Origin of the sequence: Vallitalea pronyensis (genome assembly GCF_018141445.1) — a bacterium.
Lineage (GTDB): Bacteria > Bacillota > Clostridia > Lachnospirales > Vallitaleaceae > Vallitalea > Vallitalea pronyensis.
In genome coordinates this window covers 2,482,489-2,506,085 of sequence record NZ_CP058649.1, presented here as the reverse complement: position 1 = coordinate 2,506,085, position 23,597 = coordinate 2,482,489, and the positions used below count along the sequence as shown (strand labels likewise).

Genomic DNA, 23,597 nt, shown 5'->3' with positions numbered 1-23,597 from the left:
GCTCACCATCATCCTATGCTTATTTTATCATAACTGGAAGCATTTCAAAAGAAAAACATAGAAAAACTATATTTCATGATGATAACCCTTGCTTTTTTTAAACTAACCGTCTATAATGAATTAGTTACCTATGTAAAATGAATTAAATAATAATTATAAAGCTAACAATTATGGGAACAATGAGCCTTCAAAATATAAGGTACAATGTTGAGTTAACATCCTAGCGATATAAAACGTTTAATTCAACACATATAGAGCAGCAAATAATATTAAGGAAGAGATAACCGAATGAAATTTACTGAATTAGATATATCTGAAAATCTATTAAAAGCCGTTACAGATATGGGATTTGAAGAAGCAACAGAAATCCAAGAAAAATCAATACCGCTTATATTATCTGGCGAAGATATGATTGGGCAATCCCAAACAGGTACAGGAAAAACAGCAGCATTTGCACTCCCCATATTAGAAAAAGTTGACCCTAAGATTCATAAGCCACAAGTCATTGTACTATGTCCAACAAGAGAATTAGCTGTGCAAGTATGTGGTGAGTTTAATAAACTTTCCAAGTATACTGGCATAAAATCTTTCCCTGTATATGGTGGTGAACCCATCTATCGTCAAATATCCGCTTTAAAACGTGGTGTTCAAATCGTCATTGGTACGCCAGGTAGACTCATGGACCATATGAATCGAAAAACCCTCAAGCTTGATCATATAAAATCCATTATATTAGATGAAGCAGATGAAATGTTAAATATGGGATTTCGAGAAGACATTGAAACCATCCTGAAAAACATTCCCACAGATGATATCCAAACCATCTTGTTTTCAGCAACGATGCCTAAGAGTATCATGGATATTACTCACCTCTATCAAAATAATCCTAAACTTGTTAAGATTACACGTAAAGAACTTACAACGGATACCATTGACCAACGATATTATCATGTACTTGAACACCATAAACTAGAAGTACTTAGACGTTTACTGGATGTTTATAACCCAAAATTATCCCTTATCTTCTGTAATACAAAGCGTAAAGTGGATGAAGTCACAGAACTTCTACAAGATAGCGGTTATGCATGTGATAAGATTCACGGTGATATGAATCAAGTGGTACGACTTAGTGTGTTAGGCAAGTTTAATAAAGGTGTTATTAACATTTTAGTTGCCACAGATGTGGCTGCTCGTGGGCTTGATATCCAAAATGTAGAAGCTGTATTTAACTACGATGTACCAGAAAATGAAGAATACTATGTACACCGTATAGGTCGTACAGGTCGTGCTGGCAAAAAAGGCATGTCTTTTACCTTAGTGTCTCGTAGTGAAACAAGACGCATATCCAATATTATCTATTACATTAAGAAAAAGATACCGCGTAAAAAAATACCTTCAATCGATAAAGTAAATGCCGTTAAGATTAATACCTACATTGATAATCTAGCAAGTACCATTGATACATCCCTCGATTTAGGTCGGTATGAACATATCATTGATAAACTTAATGAAAAGGGTTACGATGCCTCTAAGATTGCAGCAGCATTATTAATGTCTAACCTTGAACTAAAGGAAGAAAATAATAAAAATCTTTCATACGAGATCAGCCGAAAACAATTTACAACCAATCGACCTCATCAGTCCAATAGAAGACCTCAAGGACGTGAAAAAGGTATGGCAAGATTATACCTGAACATTGGTAAGAACCACAAAGTGGCTATTCGTGATATTGTCGGTGCTGTGGCAGGAGAATCCAAGATTAAAGGTTCTGTCATTGGTTCCATTGATATGTATGATAAGTACACATTTGTGGAAGTACCTGAGAAGCTTGCTAACCAAGTCATCACCGCCATGAATCGTTCAAGAATCAAAGGTAAAAATGTGACCATGGAATTAGCAAATACAAAGAGAACAAGACGATAGTCTATAATGCATAAGAAAGCCAAGAATGTTGATATTCAATACAAACATTCTTGGCTTTTAATAAATAGGCCTTTCAATAAAAAGGCCTATTCATTACTTCCTTCAAAAACAACATCTTCTCCACCTGACAATGCCATGGACAAATGTCCTTTTGCACCACTTTGAAATCACCAGTTTTAATGTCAGCACCATAATCAATCTTGATTTGGTTATTTTCTTTCGCTTCTATACGCCAAATCGCCTAATCTATCATCCAATATCCCCTTTATAAAACCGCCTCCCTATCACCACTAACCATAAAAGATGTACACCTAATGCGGATACCATATGGAGAGCTTCAGGCTGTATAAGTATTTTTGTTATCCAATAGGTCGGAACGACTTTAGCGATACCTTGTAAGAATGGATTTTCTAATAAATCAGCTAAACTGAATAATAACACGATATTTAGACCTTTTCCATAAGTCAGGCCTTTTACTTTATCATCTGCAACATAGAGTAAAATCAATCCAATCATCATAACTTCTATACTCAATAACATGAGAATCAGCAATAATAGACCTGTGCTGATCTGTATACCATCGTACACGACCCATGTCAACAGGCCATAGATCCATGTCATGACAACTGGCAAACTTAAGCGATTATATAAATAGCCTTCACGACCTAGTGGTGTGATTGACATTAATTCGTAGATTCTAGCATCTTTGTCATCAAGCATCATAAAACCCGTAACAATCCCTAACATACCAGCAACAAGCAGGAACACCATACCTACAATGTAGCCATAGTAATCGATTATGTTAATCCCTGTATAATCCAGCACAATGTGTGGTAAATAAATGATGGCTAATTTACCGATGCTTATTAAGAGTATGGGTAACAGCATAAGAAACAACATCATTGGTTCCCGTCTTAATTGTTTATAGTCCGCTTTCATATGTGCATATTTTATCACTTTACTCACCTCCATAAACAATTTTATCTGTGAAGATCCGAACCACTTTTTGGAATAGCAGCCCATTCCATAGAAGTAGATAGACAAGCAAACAAATCATTTCCAAGGTATTGGATGGGGCAAAAGCACCTCGTAAAATACGAAGACCTGCTACACTTGGTAAAATGGTCCAAACATAGGCATACCCTGAACCAAAAAGGGATAGACAAGGGAGTGTTAACACCAACATAGGGGGGATCATGTAAACAATGTATTGGTTCAATGAGTGACATTTTGTAACAATCATAACGCCAATTAAAATAAAAAATATAGAGGATAAAAATACCCCAAGGCACATAAATGCATAATTGACGTAACCGTTATACCCTGAGCTAAGGGTAATAGCAACTCCAGCCCCTACAGCTAAGACAGAAAGTGATAGAATCTTTGATAAAAGGTATTCTTTTATGTAAAGTGGTGTGATGACTAAATAATTAATAACACCCTGTATCTTTTCTAACATGATGATGCCGCCAATGAAAAATAAACCGACAAATGCAGGGTCTGAATAGATTAACACAGGCAATACGAAATGCTTATAGCTGGCTGGTAGCAGAGATAATACCACCATGTACATGATTATTAACAAAGCATAGATGGTATAAAATCCTTGCTTTAGTTGAAATTTAAAATCCGTTATTAGCGCACCTTTTAACCTCATTGTAAATTCCTCCCTGTCAGCTTTATAAAAACATCCTCTAGGGTTGCTTCACCACTATGCATGGTGAGAATTTTTTTAGATTGTATCACGTTCATAAACGACTGATTATGGTTAATGGAATCCAGATTAAAGGTGGCTTCTTTCACTTGACTGCCATCCATGTACTCTACTTTTACAGCACTTTCTCCATAACGCATGGTAAGATTCTTAGGGGAGTCAATTTCTTTTATTTCACCGTCTACGATAAGTGCAACACGGTCGCATAATTGTTCGGCTACAGTCATGTTATGGGTTGTTAAAAAGATTGTCTTTCCTTGACTTTTTAGTCCTAAAAGAGTATCCTTGATGATTTTCCCATTAATTGGGTCAAGTCCTGAAGTAGGTTCATCAAAAAATAACAACTTGGGTTCATGCATCAAAGCACGAATAAAATTAAGGCGCATTTTCATACCCTTGGAATAACTTTCTACCTTCTTATGTTGATCTTCTAATAATCCAACCCTATCCAATAAAGTGTTAAACCCTGTTGGCTTACGTTTATAATAAGCACTGACTAATTTGAGATTTTCAAGAGCTGTTAATTTGAGATAGAGGTTAGGAAAATCAAAGGCTACCCCTATATCTTCATAAAATCCCTTTCCCCATGCACTTCTTTCCTTCCCCATTACTTGAATATGCCCTGTATACCCTCTTAGCAAACCAATAATCAAGCGTTGGGTAGTTGTCTTACCTGCCCCGCTAGGCCCTAAAAACCCAAAAATTTCACCTTGCTTAATATCAAAATTTACTTGTTTAACAGCTAATTTCCCCGATTTCTTATACACATAATTTAGATCACTAACTTGAATCATCTTATAACCTCCTTCTAATAAATATCAGGTGTTCTTTTTTAATGCAAAAAAAATTATAAGCCACCTATAAGACCCATTGTGCCAACAGCATAGAACAGAACATAGTTCATCAGGTATTCTCTTCTTATTTTAGGGTCACTATATTTTTTGAGTATCGTAATGATGCCTTCAGCCATCTGAATGGCTATGACTTCAGCAAACCCAAGGGGTATATCCTTGTTATCCAGTTTTTCAAGATGTTCGATAAAGTGGTCTTGAATGATTTTAATGACTTTCTCTTTACTTCCCTCGTATTTTGTTCCTTTACTACTATCCAAGATTAAAACCATACCTGTACCAAAGTGAGGTATCATTTCATCCATAAGCTCAGATAGAACTGCCCGCCATAATGTAGGATTAAATTCATGCCATAAATAATCTGGTCGCTCCACATCATTATGATGCTGAATAAAGTGTATAAACTGATGGTATTCTTCATATACAAGCTCATCAAATAAAGCCTCTTTGTTAGCAAAATAATTATAGAAGTTACCAATAGTCGTTCCTGCCTGCTTAACAATTTTACGAATAGAAGCCTTTTCATAGCCTTTTTCTAAAAATTCTTTTTCACCACTTTTTAATAGAGCATTTTTCATTTCATCTTTTTTGACTTGCATAAAATATCACCTGTTATTTTTTAATATAATATAAAATATCACCCTTGTCAATGATTTTCTATGGCTATCTATTAGAAAGTAATTGTATCGTGCTCCAAGGGTGATACTTAGATACTAAAAAACAATTGTAACATTATACTTTATAAGTTCTTCCAAGCTTATGAAAGCTGGTTTTCATGTATTAGCTATCCTTCTTGGTCACTCCTTGCTCTTAGATTCACAACAATGGCTTTAGGACGGCTCATGGCCTCAATACTATACCGTATACCTTGGGTACCCATACCTGACGCTTTTACACCTAAGAATGGGAAGTGGTCTGGTCCTCGTTCAGTTTTATTGTTAATCTGAACGGTTCCAACCTCTAATAACCTGGCAATGTGAAATGCATCATCGATATCATTGGTGAAAATAGATGACTGTAATCCATATTCTGATGCATTGGCTATAGCAATAGCTTCATCAATGGATTGAACACGTATAATGGGGAGAACAGGACCAAAAGGCTCTTCCCATGCAATACGCATATCTGTTGTTACATGGTCAAATACTGTAGGGTATAATAAATTTTTGTCCCGCTTATTACCAAGCTTAAGGGTTGCACCTTTTTCAATGGCATCGTCTATCAGCTCTTGGACAAAATCTGCTGCTTGTTCATTAATTAATGGTGTAATGGTAGCATGATCAAATGGACTCCCTACTTTTAATTGAGAGACGCCCTGTGTGATGAGCTCCACTAACTGATCAGCAATGCTTTCCAAAACCAACACTCTTTTAAGTGCTGTACAGCGTTGACCTGAATAGCTAAATGCTCCTTTTACAATATTATTGGCTGCATGCTCCATGTCTGCATCTTCAAGCACAATAGCAGCGTCTTTACCGCCTAACTCCATAATGGTAGGCACCATGGATGTTACATCGGATATATGTTTCCCTACGCCGCTGCTGCCTGTAAAATTGATTAAATCAATGGCTTCATGTTGAATGATGAAATCACCAATATCAGAACCCTTTCCAGTGACCGTGTTGAGTACCCCATCGGGCAATCCTGCATCTTGAAAAACCTTGGCCAAGTGAAGTGCACTAATGGACCCCTGTGTAGGTGGTTTAAAAACCACACTATTTCCTGCCATGAGAGCCGGTGCAATCTTAGAAGCAGATAAATTAACGGGATAGTTAAAGGGTGAAATAGCAAGCACAACGCCAACGGGTTCTCTTGTAACAAATGCTAACTTATCTTTGGAAAAGCCGTGAAAACCATCACCCTGTAATGTTTCACCTTGAATTCTTTTGCCTTCATCAGCTGTAAACCTCATAAAATCAACCGTCCGAATAACCTCTGACTTAGCACCGCCTAGATCCTTAGCAATTTCATTTGCCAAAACATCTGCGATGGCATCAACTCGTTCTTCTAATAAACCTGCTGCCTTATGCAAGATATCTGCTCTTTCACTTACTGATTTTGCTGCCCATATAGGATAAGCTTTCTTAGCACCTTCTACAGCCTCATTAACCTCTTCTTTGGACATGGCCTGAATTTTGCCTACCTCAGAACCATCTATTGGGGAATGTATGGTGAGTTTGTTATCCGATACAACCCACTGACCATTTATTAAATTCTTATACTGATTATTCTCTTTAATGTCTTGAAACATTGACCATCACCTCTATTAATATTTTATGAATACTATAACCACGTGCAACATACTATTATCCACTTATATTGGCGTATCATCCATGATACATTTTGCATCATGACGATAGGCACCCTCACTTTCATTTATATTCTATAGTATTATTTTCCATTCGTAAAGTTTATATACCCAAATAATAGATAAGTTATAGGTACATTTCTGTTAAGGTTTCAACAGTATTGCTATACGTAAATTTTTCAATTCCTTACGCATCGATCATCTTGTATCTTGCTCATCTTCAGCATACATGCATACCATCTTTTAGCCACATATAAATAGGTGGTATAAGAATGTATAATCTATATCTATAAATTAGAATACTTTTTTCGTGCCACATAAAAAAAGGGTAGAAATCTACCCTTTAAGATGTTCATAATAAATTCATTTCTAACCTATTCTTAGCTAACACTATTCGTTATTAGGTGTGTAATTAGGATTATCTAATATGTACTGAGCTATAGCTAATAGATCTGCTTCGTCGATTACACCGTTTTCTACAATATCTGTATGATACATCTCTAATTCAGGAATTGTAGGATCTTTTGTTAAATGCCGTGCATCAATTCCTAAGTCCAGTAATGTAAATGCTCCACTGTTATCCACATCTTTTAATGCCTCGATGGTTATGCTGCCTTTGCCACATGCCTCAGCCAATAAATCCTTTTCTATGGTGATACCATCTGTTACTCTACCCTTTGTTATATCAATAACAGCTTCTCCCTCACCAATACCTTTGAACTTAAGTTGCAGTAGAACTTCCTTTCCATGAATAATATTGGTTTCACCCATACTTGCTATGATAACCCTTAACTGCCCTTTGCCTGTATCTTCAATGGATTGCACAAGCTTCATACCAGCCACTTCTTCAAAACCTAAGAATTCTAGCTTGTCTTGATCGTATTGGATACGTATATCTTCTGCTACTATATCGGTTATGTTATCAATCACTAAGTCCGCTGTCACCGTATGAAATAGATTGATTTTTTCTTGTTGGGGTTCAATGTCTAAAATAAATGTTGGCTCTGGTGCTGGAGGTGTGTATTCTTCTACAGTGTTAAAACGATGATTATTGTCAGTTCCACCAATGGCATAAACTTTACCATTTAACTGCGCAACACCTAAGTACCTTCTGGGTGTTGGCATACTTGTCATGGTTTTCCACGAATCTGTTATAGGGTCGTACTCTTCTACTGTGTTATAAGTGCCATTATTAGTCCCACCTATAGCATATAACTTACCTTTTACTTCCGTTACACCTAATCCATATCTGGAGGTTGGCATACTTGCTTTTGTTGTCCATATTTTTGTCACTGGGTCATATTCCTCCACTACATTAAATATAGTTGAATCTTCACTACCTCCAATAACATATATCTTTTCATTAGCCACTGCAACCCCAAGGTGTGCCCTTGTGGTTGGTATGGTCGTTACTATTTTCCACGTATTTGTTAATGGATCGTATTCTTCTATTTCCTTGACGTAACCATTACCGTCGTGACCTCCAATGGCATATATTTTACCATTTACTGCTGCTAGTCCTAATCCATTTCTAGCAAACTGCATACTGGTTTTCTTTGTCCATTGATCTGTAATGGGGTTATATTCTTCAACGACATTTGTATATTTATCACTTTGGCCACCTATAGCATATATTTTACCATTTACTTCTACTACACTTAAAGCTGATCTAGGAGTTGGCATATTACTTTTTATTGTCCACTGATTTGTTACTGCATTATATTCTTCAACTGTATTGAAATTACCTCCTAGTCCTCCTAGTCCATGCCCACCAATAACATATATCTTTCCATTTACTCCTACTGTTCCTACTCCATACTTATCTGTTGATATACTCGCCTTAGTTGTCCAAGATCCCAAGTCTGCTTCTGCATAAGCTGTCATGGAGCTTAACATGGATACGAACATCAACAAAACCATTAACCTTACTGTTTTTTTTACCATACATTTTTCTCCTTTATAATATATTCTGTACATTCTTATTATAAATGAAAAAATCAAATTCTTCTATAATAATTAATCGACAACTTACGACCTAATGTTATATAAATATTTTATTTTTATCCATTTAATAAACAACTTATTATATCACACCTTTAATTACAGACTTTCTTAGAAACACATAAAAAACATATGGTTTGATGACAGTTATTCTTGCATCTTACCACCGCTTAAAAAAGCTATAGATACAGAATATCATCAACCCATATGTTTTATCATTAACGCTTACTTATATTTTTCTATTTTTCATCATACTTTGGCTTTACACAATAAACTGGTATATTAACACATCACTATCTTGCTAACCAGCCACCATCAACAGCCAAAGTATAACCATTAACATAATCACTTGCTGAGGATGCTAAGAATACAATAGGCCCTGCTAAATCAGAAGGTAATCCCCAACGGTTAGCTGGAATTCTACCCAGTATCTCTGCACTTCTCGCTGAGTCTTCTCTAAGAGCTTTTGTATTATTGGTACTCATGTAACCTGGAGCAATAGCATTCACATTGATATTTTCTTTCGCCCATTCATTGGCACATAACCTGGTAATGCCCATAACCCCACTCTTACTAGCGGTATAAGATGGTACACGAATACCACCTTGGAAAGATAACATGGATGCAATGTTAATGATCTTCCCACCTGATTGTTGTTTCATATATTGCTTAGCTACAGCCTGACTGAAGAAGAATACGGTTTTTATATTAATATCCATTACATCATCCCAGTCTTTTTCTGTAAAATCAATGGCATCTTCACGGCGAATAATACCTGCATTATTCACTAAAATATCTACATGACCATATGTCTCTACTGCTTGGTCAACGATGCCTTGAATAGGATCAATGGTCAATAGATTGGCCTGAATGGAAAGGTATTGACGCCCTAGTGATTCTACCATTTTTTTTGTTTCAGGTGCTTCTACATAATCCACTCCGACAATATCGGCTCCTGCTTCTGAAAGACCAACAGTCATACCTTGACCAAGTCCCGTACTGCATCCTGTAACGATAGCTACTTTACCTTCTAAAGAAAAATGCGTACCCATTTGCATTACCTCCTATTTCATGTCTACGATTTTAATGTGATCCATATCATCAAATGCTTTATTCTCACCTACCATACCCCATATAAATGAATATGCACATGTACCACAGCCAGAATGAATGGACCAGCTGGGCGATATAACCGCTTGCTCATTCTTCGTGAGGATATGTCTTGTTTCTGTAGGCTCACCCATATAATGAAACACAGCAGCATCTTCTGGTAAATCAAAGTAGAAATAAACTTCCATTCGACGTTCATGGGTATGAGCAGGCATGGTATTCCATACATTACCATCTGCCATCTTCGTTAATCCCATCATCAGTTGACAGCTGTCCACAACTTCTGGATGAATATATTGGAAAATTGTTCGCTTATTACAACTTTCTTGGGAGCCTAAATCAACTTGTTTTGCCTTTGTCATATCAATATGTACATTTTTGTAAGCCGTATGAGCTGGAGCACTTAAAGTATAGAATTTGGCCGGATTACTAGGGTCATCACTAGCAAATGTAACTTCTTTAGCACCTTTTGCAACATATAAACCATCACGCGCATTCAATGTGAACACGTCGCCATCTACAGTAACCGAACCTTTACCACCCACATTAATCATACCTAATTCTCTTCGCTCTAGAAAGTAGGTCGTACCTAAGGTCTTCCATATATCTAAGTTTTCACCTAATCCAAGGCTTTTATCGCTTGGACATATACCCATGGTGATAATACGGTCGATATGGCTATAAACACGTTTAATTTCACCAGGTATAAATAAGTCTTCTATTAAAAATTCTTCTCTCAACCGATCTGTTGTATAATGTTTGGCATCTTTTGAATTGGCTGGTTGTCTAATTTCCATACTCATTTCCTCCTCATTTTTGCGATATAATGTATATCTTTATTATATAAATAGTTTAACACTCTCAGCTTCACCTTGTCAATGTATTTTTCATTTAATAATACTTAGTTTCACTATTTGGAACAATGGGTACATGGGGTATTTTTGCAAATTAAAAAAGATACCCCATATGATGACATGTATGTCATCAATGAAATACCTTTTATCATTACTAATTCTGGAGATGATAGCCCATACGTGCAGAGATATGAGCTGCTGTATCTTTCACTTCACGAATAATGGGGGCATCATGGTCCACAAGAAATTCTTTATTCGTACCTGCTGTACTTATGGCTGCAATGATATCCCCTCGATAATCATAAATGGGTGCAGCTATACAGAATATCCCTTCTTCATGTTCTTCATTATCAATAGCAAATCCAGTTTGTCTAGCTTCATTCACTTCTTTTATCAAACTGTCTATATTTTGTAATGTGGTAGGTGTATAAGCAATCCAACTGGTATCTTGCAGCATCTCCCGTATTGTATCGTCACTCCATTGTACTAACATGGCTTTTCCTACTGAACAGCAATAAGCTGGAATGCGTTTACCTATTTGAGAATATACCCTGATGGAATTAATGGGTTCAATTTTTTCAATAAATACAGCATCACCGTCTCGATAAGTAGCTAACTGTACCGGTTGATTTAGTTTATATGATAATTCACGTAGATAGGGTACTGCTTCTGTTTTTAACTCTATGTTATTTAATCGAATACTGCTAAGTTCCACCATCTTAAGCCCTATAATGTAAGCATTGGTATTTTCTCTTTTTTCAATGAACCCTTTACTTAACAACGTCATTAATAGACGGTGAACAGTACTCTTGTTTAATTGCAATTTTTTTTCAATCTCTGTGGCTGTTAAGCCATTGGCTTCTTCTGACAAAATCTCAAGAATATGAAAAGCCCGCTCAACGGTCTGCAATGTACTTTTTGACATAGTTTCCTCCTGAATCTCCTGTTATTGTTTGCTTTATTATAGCAAATATCTATCTTTATGTAAATATATGGCATGTTGGTGTAGGTTAAGGTTACCCTTATCTCTTACTAACTAATCGATGATTAAATAGGAAGACCCTGAAACATGACAATCTCAGGGTCCTATCTTTAAAACACTTTAAATTTATTCTTATCCACACCACATACAGGGCACTTGTCTGGTGGATGACCTACATGAGTAAAACCACATACCGGGCATATATAGATTTCTTCTATAGGCATGTCTTTTTCTTCTTTGGCATAATGCTGAGCTTCCTGAAATAATTTGGCATGGATTTTCTCAGCTTCTAATGCATAATGAAAAGCTATCTTCGCACCTTTTTCATCTTGGAACTTGGCTGTTTCCAGATATACAGGGTACATTTGATTTATTTCATGAAGTTCACCATCAATAGCCCCTTGAAGATTCTCACTGGTTTTACCAACACCAAAGACTGCACCCGCCGCTACTGTATGGTCCCCTTTTTCATCTCCTAACACACGAAAGTGATTGTCCGCATGGGCATATTCTGCATATGCAATTGCCTCAAATAGCCTGCCAATATTGGGCATCCCTTCTTTTGCTGCTACATGTCCCCATATTAAATAACGCATATGAGCCATACTCTCTCCACCATAAGCAGAGCGCAAGAAATCAGCTGTCATAGCATTCTTTACAGCCATATCATTACCTCCATTTTTTAGTCTTTTATTCTACTTGATACATGCCATGACTTTGCATGTAATCAAACAACATCTGACCATGTCCTTGTTCTTCTTGTTGAATATGTTGAACAGCCTGTCTTACCACTGGGTTAGCGGCTTCAAAAACGGCAACATTATACGTGCTAGCAACATATTTCTCTGTAGCTAATAAATCACTGCATAGCACTTCATCACTTACATTATCCATAGCATTACCAAAACCCTGATCTGTAAATTCTTCTCGGGGTTTTGTTTTATGGGTATTTTGATTCCCTTGCTGTTGTTGTTTTTGCTGTCCTTGTCCACCACTCCCTTGCATATTTGGTGGTTCTTTACCATTTAGCAAATCATCTACCATATCATAATGATGTTGTTCCTGTCCGGCTATTTTAGTAAATAACTGCTTTAATGCGGGGTCTTTTGCTTGTTCTGCATAACTGGTATACTTTTTCACACAAATCTCTTCCATGTGTTTCTCATCTTCTAATATCATACGTTCTTTTTGACTTAATTGAATGCTCATCCTTATCACCTCCCTAGTAGCTTTTGCATCGTTTGTTAAAATTATACAAAAAAGCATCAGCCAATTAGGGCTAATGCTTGTCTTTCAATGCAATATAATTAGAGAATGATGATGAACATCATTTACTTAGGAACGCTTTCCCAGTCTTTCAAAAAACGTTCAATACCACGATCCGTAAGAGGATGCTTTGTTAATTGCATAAGAACTTTAAAAGGAATTGTGGCTATATGGGCTCCAGCAAGAGCTGCTTCGGATACATGGATAGGACCTCTGATACTTGCTGCTATAATTTCCGTCTCTATGTCATGTATAGCAAAGATTTCAGCTATATCTTCCACAACAGGCATTCCACCAGCACCAATATCATCAAGTCTTCCAATAAATGGGCTCACATAAGTTGCACCTGCTCTAGCCGCCAATAATGCTTGAGCTGCTGAGAATACTAACGTCACATTGGTGTCTATACCTTCTTGGCTTAGAATCTTTACTGCTTTTAACCCTTCCACTGTCATGGGAATCTTAATGACGATGTTATCATGAATCTTTGCAAGATCCCTTGCTTCATTCACCATACCCTCAGATTCTAAGCTGATCACTTCTGCACTGATAGGTCCATCGACAATTTCTGTAATCTCGGATACCACTTCTTTAAAATTTCTACCTTCTCTAGCAATAAGTGAAGGATTGGTTGTTACACCACAAATGATACCCATTTCACTGGCTTCACGAATTTCATTTACATTTGCTGTATCAATAAATATTTTCATATGACTGTCTCCTTTCTTTCTCCATCTATATATTAACAAAATTTGGGCAATTTATAAAGCATAAAAAATGAGGCGATAGGCCTCACTTTTAATATTTATTGAGTAGCTCTTGTAATTCTGCTGCTTGTCGGCCTTCTTCTTCTGCATATTTTTTAAAACAGTTACTGATGGCTTCGTCTTCAATGTTTTTGGCATGGGTTTCATAATCTCTAACCTTCTCTTGTGTATCCAGTATCGCTTTCTTTAGACAATCTTTTGGTGATAATTCCATGGATGTACCTCCTATTCATTTTCATAAGTCTTCAAAGTCATCATACTTCATTACAAGTATGATGCTTATTCATCCATTATCTCAGGTTAATTTTTCCATGATTATTATTACCTTTTTTAAAACTATTATTCTCTCTGTACTAAAAAATATTTCATATGCTGATATATATACTTTTTATCGATTTTTATACACACTTATTAAAAAAATCTGTACTGAAGTATTTCCCAAGAAATAATGCCCATTAAGACTTTACCAATGCGTTTTTCTAGAAGTCCTATGAAATACATCCTATCAACTAAGTGTTAATTAACCTGTTAACCCACGTGTAACAAGCTTCTAACTGCTCATCTGTAATACGGTCAGAACGGTGTTCAAAAAGCAACTTATACTGCTTATTGTAATGATTCATTGTAGATAGATAGTGTTCAATATCTGCCCACCCCTTATCACTTGATAATTCCGGCAAAGCAGGATAATGGTTATTGGTGTGATTATCCTCTAAACGTCCGTTAGATAAATGAACAAGCTCCGTATAGGGTGCATACTTTACAACGGTTTCAAAGGGGTTAAATGCTTGGTCCATACATGCTTGTAAATGTAATCTGGAAATATCCAAGCATATCTTTACAACAGAGTATTTATCCAGTAGCTTGATAAAGCCTTCGCGATGAACCATATATGCATTGAGACCGTCTAATTCCAAAATAGGTGTAAAACCATAAATGGTTGCTTGCTGAGTTAAATATTCAAGAAACCTTTCGCTATCGGATAGAAATGTTTCATAGTCATATGCTGCTTCTTCAACAAATTCCCTTTCATCACCAAATCGCCAATGACGCCAATCAACTGCCTTACTAATTATCACAGGTTTGGGATAATGAAACAATATATAGGATGGTTTCATCTTTTCATGGATGTAAGCAATTTCATCCTCAATACAAGCATATGCTTTATCTTTAACATCTTGATTTATGGCTAGAACCAAAGGATCTCTCAATTCCCTTGCTTTTCGCAATGGAAAATGAACCCCTATCTGAAATTGCTGATGTTGTGCCTCTCTAACCAATGCAACAATATCTTCCTCTTTTTCCATCATACAGACCTCAACACCAAAAAAGTAATCCCGATAATCTCTTCCTTGTTTATTTTTATCAAAATGTCCATACTGCCCAATCATCAATCGTTTCATCGTCATTTCCCCTTCATCTAAACGTGATATATAAAATTAAAACCATATAATATGTTAACGTACAACTCTTGCTACTTTATATGCCTCATGGATAGATAGAAGCATCAAATGCAAGGAGATCATTAACATACTATATGGTTCACCATACTTCCGTAAAAAATTTTCCTACATAAATGAATAAGTTACATAATAACCAGCCATTTTAATTAATTTTTTTCAACAGCCATGCCATATTATCAGCTAGGTTCTTCATATTATCAATACCTTCCTGGTCATTGCTCACATCACCTTCGCCTTTACCAAGCCCTACATTCCAATAATTTGCTCCAACGACAATGGCTTCAGATATGGTAAACATATTGTTTATGGAGTTAAATGCTGATATGGCACCATCTCTACGTTGAGCAACAACAGCCGCACATACTTTTCTTTTTAAAAGGCGTTCGGGTCTGGTTACAAAGCCCACACGATCAATAAATGCCTTCATCTGCGCAGCTAATGTACCAAAATAAACAGGCGAACCTAATAGAATGCCATCTGCTTCCACCATCTTACCAATAGCTTCATTAACCACATCGTCTTCAAACACACAACGGTTGTTAGCTTGTTTACGACAGACACCACAAGCGATACACCCATGTATATTTCTGTCACCAACTTGGATAAGCTCCGTTTCAAACCCCTGCTGTTCTAATGACTGTAAAACGACCTGCAATAAGGTATATGTATTCCCATTCTTCCTTGGACTACCATTAAAAGCTACTACTTTCATTCCTAAACCTCCTAATTATCTTTTCAATTCCATGTTATGAGATACACTGTTAATCCATAAAAGCTGTTGGGTTATCTCGCTTTTATAGAAGAACCAATAGTATATCCTATTATTCTTCAATTGAAAATATAATTATTAACCCATTAAATCTTCCAATCGTTTTCTTCCCGCTTGTCCATAGTCCACGCCTTTATTAGGATCTTGGATGAACATTTCAATGGACTTGGATAGGGACATTGTATCATTATAATCCACAAGAAGCCCAGTTTTATTATGCTTAACTAATATTTTATTGCCTTTTACATTCGTCGCTACTACTGGTTTACTTGAAGCCATGGCTTCTACTAAAATTTGTGGAGGCATCCCTTCTTTTTGTGATGTTAAGACAACCACATCCATGATGGATAATAGCTTTTGTATGTCTTTTCGATAGCCTAAAAATTTAATGCTGTCTCCAAGATTTTCACGTCTCACTTGTTCTTTTAATGATTGCTCAAGAGAACCATCACCAACAATGATACATATGGCATTGCTATATTGGTTCAGCAACGCTTTCATACCTCGGATAAAGAACTCATAGCCTTTTATGGGTTCTAGTCGTGCAATCATACCAATGACAAACTTCTGATCAACACCAATGGACTGTTTTAAATCTGTTTTCTGACTGGGTGATATTAAGGATAGGTTTTGATCATAACCAGCCAAATCAAATTGTATATCTGCCCCACCTATTTGTGTATCTGCTAAAGTAGATTTTAACTGCGTTGACATGTTTGATAATTTCTGAGACATATCTGCTATTTCTGACATAGCGTTCGTTTGTACGCCTGTTGCAGAAGCTATTTCCTGACTACCGCTAGCTATCTGTGAACTGGCAGATACGGATTTATTAATGCCTTCTACCATATGCGATATATTTTCTGCAATCACATTAAATGTATTGGAGGTCTCTTTTAGGATAGCGCCACCTTCTACAATGTCTTTATTATTGGAGTCTATTAATTGAACGGTTTTGGATGTTTCATAAGAAAAACTACTGATTAAATCACTGATGTTTTCTAGAGATTCTTGTGTATTACCTGCTAAGATTCTAACTTCATCTGCTACAACGGCAAAACCTTTTCCCATCTCACCTGCTCGTGCCGCTTCAATGGCCGCATTGAGTGCTAATAGATTGGTTTGCTTGGCTATACCTGATATGACGTCGATAATACCTTTCATCTTCTCAGACGCTTTATTTAACTCTTGAATACTTAAGGTTGCTTGATCAGCTTCTTGGACAATATGTGTCATCTTATGGTCTAATTCTTGTAAAGAAGCTATGCCTAAGCTGGTTAAATTCTCAACCTCTTTTGCCCCATCTGCAATACCTTCTATGCTGCCATTTAACTGAACCGTATTCGATGTTAATTCTTCTAGTGTTGCTGTGACTTCTTCCATGACACAAGAGGTACGCTCTGTTATATCTGCGAGATTACGACTTGTATCGGATGATTCTTCTGATAGATCATCTAGCTCTTTTACAAAACCTTTTATGTGGTCCAATAAATAATTAAAAGCTTCTGCAATTTTTCCGATATCATCGTTGGCGATAACAGGTAGCTGTTTGGTGTAACCATCTTTTATAATACCTTCTGCCGATACAGCTATTTGTTTGAGTCGCTCTTGTAAGTCATCTGTTTCTGTCACTTCTGTAAGTACCTCTGTGTCTTCCGTTACATATGTACCATTACCCTTACTCATTAACTTGAGTATGAATAGTGCTGCACCTAATAGAACCACTACAAGAATGCCTCTGATTAAGATATCGGTAACAAAATACATAATAAGCATTGTACCAATAACACTTAAACTTAATATGAGTGCAGTCTTCCAAAAACTTTGTTTCATTCGAAAATCCCTTTGTTTTGTCATCCCATAACCACCTATCATAGTATTGTGTTGAAAATTGACGAAACTTTAATGACATTATATCAAAGTCTAATATTTTTTTCAACTGACGCAGCGAAGCGATTTCTATTAATTTTATAACATGATTAACATAAAGCCTTATGAAGACAAGGTTTATAGGATGAGGGATAGATGGTATAAGATGGAAAAATAGTACTTTACGCCTAGTTCCAATAAAAAAGGAGCCAAAGAATCTGACCAATGATATTACCGGATGATCGTATTTTTCAGCCCTTCCTATTCCTATAATTTCTAAAAGAATTAAATGACACACTAAGTCAAATAAAACTCCATGACATAAGCAACTTATACGTCATTACGTTTTATAGATTGTTTCTTAGCATTTGGATTATGATTCATATTTTCCCTTGTGATGGGGGTTTGATAATTGCTTTTTTCCATACGTGCCTTTTTATTGTCAGGTTGACTGTCTTTTGCCATCATTATTCACCTCATACTATGGATTTCATTATCATGATATGCTTAGTATGTTCTTTTTTTTCACATCTATTCTTGATAAACCCTATGTCATTATGATATGCTGTGAGTACAAGCAGTAACAGCATTTCTATGGCATAAATTTAAGATTGCATATACGCTAAGAACAAAAGAGGCTACGCCTCGTTCCGCAAAGCGGATTTGTCCGTTAGGAAAGTTTCATTAGCACAAATGAGAATGATTCTATCTCATTTGTTAAATTGTGGGCTTTCCTATAAGATAAAATAAAGTATGAGCTAAATAAGATTGGAGGATGTATCAATGTCATTTGAGCAGATTAATAAACAAGATACCCATCGACCTGAAGGTAGACCTTGCCTTATGATTTATGGGTATGATACGACAGAAATCAAACAAATTACAGCATTTGCTAATGGTATGGGCATAGAGGACTGTGTTCTTGTAACAGATACCATGTTAGGTAATAAAATTGAAGATATTCTTAATAACCAGCTTATACCTACACCATACAAAACAGGTGTTAAACCAAAGTCCATTATCTTGAATGCACTTTCTAATGGTGAAGTGCATACATTTATTAGTGATTTTAAGAAATTAGAATTAAAAAAACCACTTTTTGCAGTCGTAACACCTACGTCTAAAAAGTGGCAGTTTGGAGAATTGCTTAAGGAACTTGTACGTGAGAAAATGAGTATGAGTAAGCATTAAGCTTACTCATACATCCACCTGACTACATGATATTACATCCTACTTACTTATTAACGTTTATCATCTTTCTGTTCATCTACTTGCTCTTTCTTTAGGATACTTTGTCTTGATATAAGTTTCTTACAATGGTTACAAAAATAGCTGACCGAACCGCATCCTGTCTCTTCAGATAATTCACCTTTGCAAGATGGGCAATAATATGTCATGGTCATTCCTCCTATTATGCTTAATCATCAATAATAGTATGATTATGACATTTTCAATGAATAAATGCAAGGTACTTCCTATATACCCTTGACCTCTATTTGTTCACCATGATTTATTCACGTTCTTACAGTTGGCATTTTTCACATTGACCTACCATCACAATAGCCAGATCATGGACTTTAACACCATACGTTTTTTCTGTGTAATCTCGAAGATCAATAATATCCAATCCTAACTTAACATCTTGACAGTCGAATACCTCTTTACATGTTTCACATTTAAAATGTACATGTAAACATTTTTCACTGAACATACGTAATTCGTAGTATTTCACTTGATCAATCATGACTTCTTGTATGATACCGATACGTTCTAGAATCTCAAGGGTACGATAGACGGTAGCATAACCAATGCCAGTGTGTTTTAAAAGGTTATGGATATCTTCAGCGCGTAAATGGTCTTCATGCTTGAGGAACAATTCCAGAACAGCACGTCGCCTTGTTGTTAAACGCACATTATTGTCTTCACAGATTTTTTCCAGTTTCATCATTTTATTATCCATACAAACCACCTTTTAAGATAAAATATGTTGCTTATTCACCACAACTATCATGGTGAGCATGCTCCTCACAAACACTTCCTGTGGATTTTAATTGTCCATTTATATATCGCTGAACCACCTCATCAATGGAACCTGTTGCACCTACAACAACTTGAATCTTATTCTGATTAAATAATTCTTGAGCCGTGGCTCCCATACCACCTGAAACAATAACATTCACATTTTGGTCAGCTAGGAATACAGGCAAAAAACCTGGTCGATGACCTGGATTAGGAACAAATGCACTTCCTAGCACCTCTTTATCATTGATGTTATACACTTGAAACCCTTCACAATGTCCAAAATGTCCTGATACTTGTGTACCGTCTTTAGCAACAGCTACTTTCATTTAAAATCCTCCTTATTCTATGATATAACATGTTATCCAATCTTATGTTGAAGGTCATGCCACATGTCTCTTATAGCATGCCCGGCTGCACTTTCTTCATATAAGACAATGGGCTTTAACCCATTGATAGATGTATCAACCCACGTGTCAAATGGTATTTTACCAATCACCTCTATGGATGCTTCTTGACAAAATGCTTCGATTTCTTTGGTTATCCTCTCATTTATATCGTATTTATTGATGCATATATAAGGGTGCACCTTAAAGTGATGGACCACAGATAATACCCTTTTGAAATCACTAAGTCCTGATTGTGTGGGTTCCACAACGATAAGTGCTCCTTGGCATCCTGTAATAGATGCCATGACAGCACAACCAACACCTGGTGTCCCATCTAACAGATAAAGGTCCTCATCTGTACCATATTTTTTTGCTTTTTTTCTTACATCTGTTACGAGCTTTCCTGAACCTTCTGCTCCTGGTATCATATGGGCTCTTGATAATATGCCTCGGGTCGTCTGTGTCACAAGGGTATCGCCAGTTACTTCATCCTTTAGTTCAATAGCATTAGCTGGACAAACCACTGTACATGCTGCACATCCTTCACATTTAAGTGGGTTAATCTTAAAATCGTGGATGGCATCATAACGGCACATACGCTCACACGCTCCACATTGTATGCACTTGTCTGGCATGATAGAAGCAGCTTTTGCACCAATATAAGGTTCTCTTTCTATATCCTCTCCCCCTAAAACAATATGTAGATTAGAAGCATCCACATCACAATCGCACTTAATACTATCTTGGCTTAAGTAAGCAAAAGAGGCTGCAATGGTGGTTTTTCCTGTCCCACCCTTACCGCTTATAATGACGAGCTGCATGCCATCGCCTCCTTTACACCGTCAGCAATCTCATGAAACATGGCTTTATATTGAGACTGTCGCACTAATAACTCCCCATTGGAATACAATGTTGCAATCTGTCTATCATAAGGTATTTCACCTAATAATGTATAGCCCTTGCTTTTACAGTATAAAGACACTTGATTGTGTGATTCATGCACCCGATTGATAACGATACCAAAAGGTATGCTCATCTGCTCCACCAAATCAATGGCTAATAGAAGGTCATGCAATCCAAAAGCCGTTGGTTCTGTTACAAGAATGGCATATGTGGCATCCAATAAGCCTTTCACCACATTACATGATGTGCCTGGTGAACAATCAATCAGGCTTGTTTCTTGACCTAATCTACCTTTTAGCTGGCTAATAATAGGACCTGCCATGGGCTCTGTCAGATTAAGTGTACCACTAAGACATGCCATACCTTCCTCACCATAAGTACCTATCTGAATCCTACCTATGGGACGTTCTTCTTCTGTAATAGCCAATGTAGGACAGACAGCTTGGCAAGCACCACAACCGTGACACAGTTTTTCAAAAACCATCACCTTATCCACATGGATTAAGGCGTTAAACTGGCAGATATCTACACAAGCTTTACAATGGTTACATTTGTCTGTATCAATGGTCGGCACTGGTATGGTGACATCTAAGCTTTCCTTAATATCTGGCTTTAAAAAGATAAAGCCATTAGGTTCTTCTACGTCACAATCCACGTAAGTTGCTTTCATGACAGTAGCCAGATTAGTGGCTACTGTTGTTTTTCCTGTACCACCTTTTCCACTTATGACTGCTATCTTCATCTGCTTTCATCCTATCTTTGATGCCCAAATCCATTTCTACCCTTGCCGCCATGGGGCGCTCCTGGCGTTGTTATTTCTTTTAGTTCACCTGCTTGATAATACTTTATCTGGTCTTCAACCTTATTTCCCTTCATGGCGAAGGTTTTTATATGACCAGCATCTAAAACACGCAAAGCATTCGGTCCCACATTGCCTGTAATAACCACTTGAACCCCTTGGTCAACCATGGTTTGTGCTGCCTTTAAACCCGCACCATGTGCTTCTGCCAATCCTTCATTTTCAATAAAATGATAGTCTTTTGTTGCTTGGTCATAAATGGCATAATAAGGGCACCTTCCGAATCGTTTATCTGCTATGGCTCCTTCTTTATCCATTGTACTTGAAATACATATCTTCATGACGCATTTCCTCCTTGCTTGTTTATTGACCTGTCAATGTGTTTTACACATCTATTATATACCCATTATTGGCAAATGCCAATAACTTTTTTTGGAAATTTTCCTTTTTTCATGAAAATGCTTATATTCTTAAGTTGAAAATGTCATACTAATGAAGAGATATTAGGCCTTTTAAGAAGTAATGCTGGCTATCCAAAAAGGGACACATGACCTTGAAAGTATAGGTCTAATAGGATATAAATTAAACCATGACTTGTTGTTAAGATAGGAATATAATGGTATAATAATTTAGATAAATATACCATTTACTTACGTTTATTAAGCTGTAAAGGAACCACTGATTTTCAGCATTTATGTGCTTTTACATGATATGCCTTACAACTGATAAGACCATATAGGCGTATGACACATTCCTCAGTCATGTTTTCTCACATAATCAAGGGTGGTTATGAAGAAAATAGCAACATATTATTTCATATAGCAAAGGAGAATAAAAATGAGTATACCAACGCCTCACATTGAGTGTAACGACAGTAACATCATTGCTAAAACAGTTTTAATGCCAGGTGATCCATTACGAGCTAAGTTTATTGCGGATACTTATTTAGAAGATGTGGTTCAGTTTAACCATGTGCGTAATATGTTTGGTTTCACGGGTACTTACAAAGGAAAGCGAATTTCTGTAATGGGTTCAGGAATGGGTATGCCAAGTATCGGTATCTATTCTTTCGAACTTTATAAATTCTATGGCGTAGAGAACATCATTCGTATCGGTTCATGTGGTGCTTACACGAACGATTTAAAATTATATGATGTTATTTTAGTAGACGAAGCTTGGTCACAATCAACCTATGCCAAAGTACAGAATGGGTATGACAAAGATGTCATTGAAGCAAATCCAGAAATAAACGACCGTATTGCTAAGCATGCAGAAGAATTGAACATCCCTATTGTTCGTGGACGTATCCATTCTTCCGATGTATTCTATGCTGATGATCCTAATAGCTACAAATCCTATAGAGATAATCATGGTTGTATTGCTGCTGAAATGGAATCTTTTGCACTGTTTGCTAATGCTAAAGTGTTAGGTAAGAAAGCAGCCTGTTTATTAACTGTTTCTGATTCTATTGTGACCCATGAAGAAACAACCAGTGAAGAACGACAAAATGCATTTACAAAAATGATGGAAATTGCTCTTGAGTTTGCAGAGTAAATAATCAAAAGGCAATGACTTAAGGAAAATCTCAGTCATTGCCTTTCTTATTTTAT

At 36.5% G+C, this 23,597-nt stretch carries 26 protein-coding genes; 3 read left to right on the top strand and 23 right to left on the bottom strand.

The window, feature by feature from the left end; translation table 11 throughout:
* The first annotated feature begins 288 nt into the window (after positions 1–288).
* A complete protein-coding gene (locus tag HZI73_RS10355) occupies positions 289–1,923 on the top strand; it encodes a DEAD/DEAH box helicase (RefSeq protein WP_212698167.1) in 1,635 nt (544 codons plus the stop codon).
* A gap of 249 nt (positions 1,924–2,172) precedes the next feature.
* Here HZI73_RS10355 and HZI73_RS10350 read toward each other — a convergent pair whose 3' ends face one another.
* The 17 genes from HZI73_RS10350 to HZI73_RS10270 form a co-directional block, all read right to left on the bottom strand.
* Entirely contained in the window at positions 2,173–2,880 is a 708-nt protein-coding gene (locus HZI73_RS10350) for a hypothetical protein (protein ID WP_212698166.1), read from the bottom strand.
* Between the two features lies 1 nt (position 2,881).
* Positions 2,882–3,580: a fluoroquinolone export ABC transporter permease subunit gene (locus tag HZI73_RS10345; RefSeq protein WP_212698165.1), complete on the bottom strand. Its 699-nt coding sequence runs from the start codon at positions 3,578–3,580 to the stop codon at positions 2,882–2,884.
* A complete protein-coding gene (locus HZI73_RS10340; protein WP_212698164.1) occupies positions 3,577–4,431 on the bottom strand; it encodes an ABC transporter ATP-binding protein in 855 nt (284 codons plus the stop codon). The genes HZI73_RS10345 and HZI73_RS10340 overlap by 4 nt, the downstream gene beginning before the upstream one ends.
* Before the next feature lie 53 nt (positions 4,432–4,484).
* Positions 4,485–5,087, bottom strand: coding sequence for a TetR/AcrR family transcriptional regulator (locus tag HZI73_RS10335; RefSeq protein ID WP_212698163.1), 603 nt, complete (start codon positions 5,085–5,087; stop codon positions 4,485–4,487).
* A gap of 185 nt (positions 5,088–5,272) precedes the next feature.
* Entirely contained in the window at positions 5,273–6,739 is a 1,467-nt protein-coding gene (locus HZI73_RS10330; protein WP_212698162.1) for an NADP-dependent glyceraldehyde-3-phosphate dehydrogenase, read from the bottom strand.
* A gap of 447 nt (positions 6,740–7,186) precedes the next feature.
* On the bottom strand, positions 7,187–8,740 hold the full coding sequence (locus HZI73_RS10325; protein WP_212698161.1) for a Kelch repeat-containing protein: 1,554 nt from the start codon (positions 8,738–8,740) through the stop codon (positions 7,187–7,189).
* Between the two features lie 350 nt (positions 8,741–9,090).
* Positions 9,091–9,849, bottom strand: a complete 759-nt coding sequence (kduD, locus tag HZI73_RS10320) for a 2-dehydro-3-deoxy-D-gluconate 5-dehydrogenase KduD (RefSeq protein ID WP_212698160.1) — start codon at positions 9,847–9,849, stop codon at positions 9,091–9,093.
* A 12-nt stretch (positions 9,850–9,861) separates the two neighbouring features.
* Entirely contained in the window at positions 9,862–10,704 is an 843-nt protein-coding gene (kduI, locus tag HZI73_RS10315; RefSeq protein WP_212698159.1) for a 5-dehydro-4-deoxy-D-glucuronate isomerase, read from the bottom strand.
* A gap of 211 nt (positions 10,705–10,915) precedes the next feature.
* Positions 10,916–11,686 carry an IclR family transcriptional regulator gene (locus HZI73_RS10310; protein ID WP_212698158.1) on the bottom strand — a complete coding sequence of 257 codons (771 nt, stop codon included), beginning with the start codon at positions 11,684–11,686 and terminating at the stop codon, positions 10,916–10,918.
* A 167-nt stretch (positions 11,687–11,853) separates the two neighbouring features.
* The gene (locus tag HZI73_RS10305) at positions 11,854–12,408 is read right to left on the bottom strand and encodes a rubrerythrin family protein (protein ID WP_212698157.1); all 555 of its coding nucleotides are present in this window, start codon (positions 12,406–12,408) and stop codon (positions 11,854–11,856) included.
* Positions 12,409–12,433: 25 nt separating this feature from the next.
* Positions 12,434–12,952, bottom strand: a complete 519-nt coding sequence (locus HZI73_RS10300) for a spore coat protein (RefSeq protein WP_212698156.1) — start codon at positions 12,950–12,952, stop codon at positions 12,434–12,436.
* A 122-nt stretch (positions 12,953–13,074) separates the two neighbouring features.
* Positions 13,075–13,719 (bottom strand): fructose-6-phosphate aldolase, encoded by a 645-nt coding sequence (gene fsa / locus HZI73_RS10295; protein ID WP_212698155.1) that lies wholly within the window; start codon positions 13,717–13,719, stop codon positions 13,075–13,077.
* An 88-nt stretch (positions 13,720–13,807) separates the two neighbouring features.
* Positions 13,808–13,990 (bottom strand): hypothetical protein, encoded by a 183-nt coding sequence (locus tag HZI73_RS10290; protein WP_212698154.1) that lies wholly within the window; start codon positions 13,988–13,990, stop codon positions 13,808–13,810.
* Between the two features lie 295 nt (positions 13,991–14,285).
* Positions 14,286–15,179, bottom strand: a complete 894-nt coding sequence (locus HZI73_RS10285; protein WP_212698153.1) for a sugar phosphate isomerase/epimerase — start codon at positions 15,177–15,179, stop codon at positions 14,286–14,288.
* Positions 15,180–15,381: 202 nt separating this feature from the next.
* The gene (locus tag HZI73_RS10280) at positions 15,382–15,951 is read right to left on the bottom strand and encodes a flavodoxin family protein (protein ID WP_212698152.1); all 570 of its coding nucleotides are present in this window, start codon (positions 15,949–15,951) and stop codon (positions 15,382–15,384) included.
* Positions 15,952–16,086: 135 nt separating this feature from the next.
* Entirely contained in the window at positions 16,087–17,865 is a 1,779-nt protein-coding gene (locus HZI73_RS10275; RefSeq protein WP_212698151.1) for a methyl-accepting chemotaxis protein, read from the bottom strand.
* Positions 17,866–18,207: 342 nt separating this feature from the next.
* A complete protein-coding gene (locus tag HZI73_RS10270) occupies positions 18,208–18,345 on the bottom strand; it encodes a hypothetical protein (protein ID WP_212698942.1) in 138 nt (45 codons plus the stop codon).
* A 315-nt stretch (positions 18,346–18,660) separates the two neighbouring features.
* Between HZI73_RS10270 and HZI73_RS10265 the strand changes: the two genes are divergently transcribed.
* A complete protein-coding gene (locus HZI73_RS10265; protein WP_212698150.1) occupies positions 18,661–19,068 on the top strand; it encodes a DUF3783 domain-containing protein in 408 nt (135 codons plus the stop codon).
* Between the two features lie 50 nt (positions 19,069–19,118).
* Here HZI73_RS10265 and HZI73_RS10260 read toward each other — a convergent pair whose 3' ends face one another.
* The 6 genes from HZI73_RS10260 to HZI73_RS10235 all read right to left on the bottom strand — a co-directional run bounded on the left by HZI73_RS10260 (position 19,119) and on the right by HZI73_RS10235 (position 22,328).
* Complete coding sequence (locus HZI73_RS10260; RefSeq protein WP_212698149.1) at positions 19,119–19,274, bottom strand: YfgJ family double zinc ribbon protein; 156 nt, start codon at positions 19,272–19,274, stop codon at positions 19,119–19,121.
* A 125-nt stretch (positions 19,275–19,399) separates the two neighbouring features.
* Entirely contained in the window at positions 19,400–19,837 is a 438-nt protein-coding gene (locus HZI73_RS10255) for a Fur family transcriptional regulator (protein WP_212698148.1), read from the bottom strand.
* Between the two features lie 31 nt (positions 19,838–19,868).
* The gene (locus HZI73_RS10250; protein ID WP_212698147.1) at positions 19,869–20,225 is read right to left on the bottom strand and encodes a NifB/NifX family molybdenum-iron cluster-binding protein; all 357 of its coding nucleotides are present in this window, start codon (positions 20,223–20,225) and stop codon (positions 19,869–19,871) included.
* Positions 20,226–20,257: 32 nt separating this feature from the next.
* Positions 20,258–21,106, bottom strand: a complete 849-nt coding sequence (locus HZI73_RS10245) for an ATP-binding protein (protein WP_212698146.1) — start codon at positions 21,104–21,106, stop codon at positions 20,258–20,260.
* Positions 21,088–21,930 (bottom strand): nucleotide-binding protein, encoded by an 843-nt coding sequence (locus HZI73_RS10240; RefSeq protein WP_212698145.1) that lies wholly within the window; start codon positions 21,928–21,930, stop codon positions 21,088–21,090. The genes HZI73_RS10245 and HZI73_RS10240 overlap by 19 nt, the downstream gene beginning before the upstream one ends.
* An 11-nt stretch (positions 21,931–21,941) precedes the next feature.
* Complete coding sequence (locus tag HZI73_RS10235) at positions 21,942–22,328, bottom strand: NifB/NifX family molybdenum-iron cluster-binding protein (protein WP_212698144.1); 387 nt, start codon at positions 22,326–22,328, stop codon at positions 21,942–21,944.
* 496 nt (positions 22,329–22,824) lie between these two features.
* On the opposite strand from HZI73_RS10235, the gene deoD reads away from it, so the two are divergent.
* Positions 22,825–23,541, top strand: coding sequence for a purine-nucleoside phosphorylase (gene deoD, locus HZI73_RS10230; RefSeq protein WP_212698143.1), 717 nt, complete (start codon positions 22,825–22,827; stop codon positions 23,539–23,541).
* The last annotated feature ends 56 nt before the right edge of the window (positions 23,542–23,597 follow it).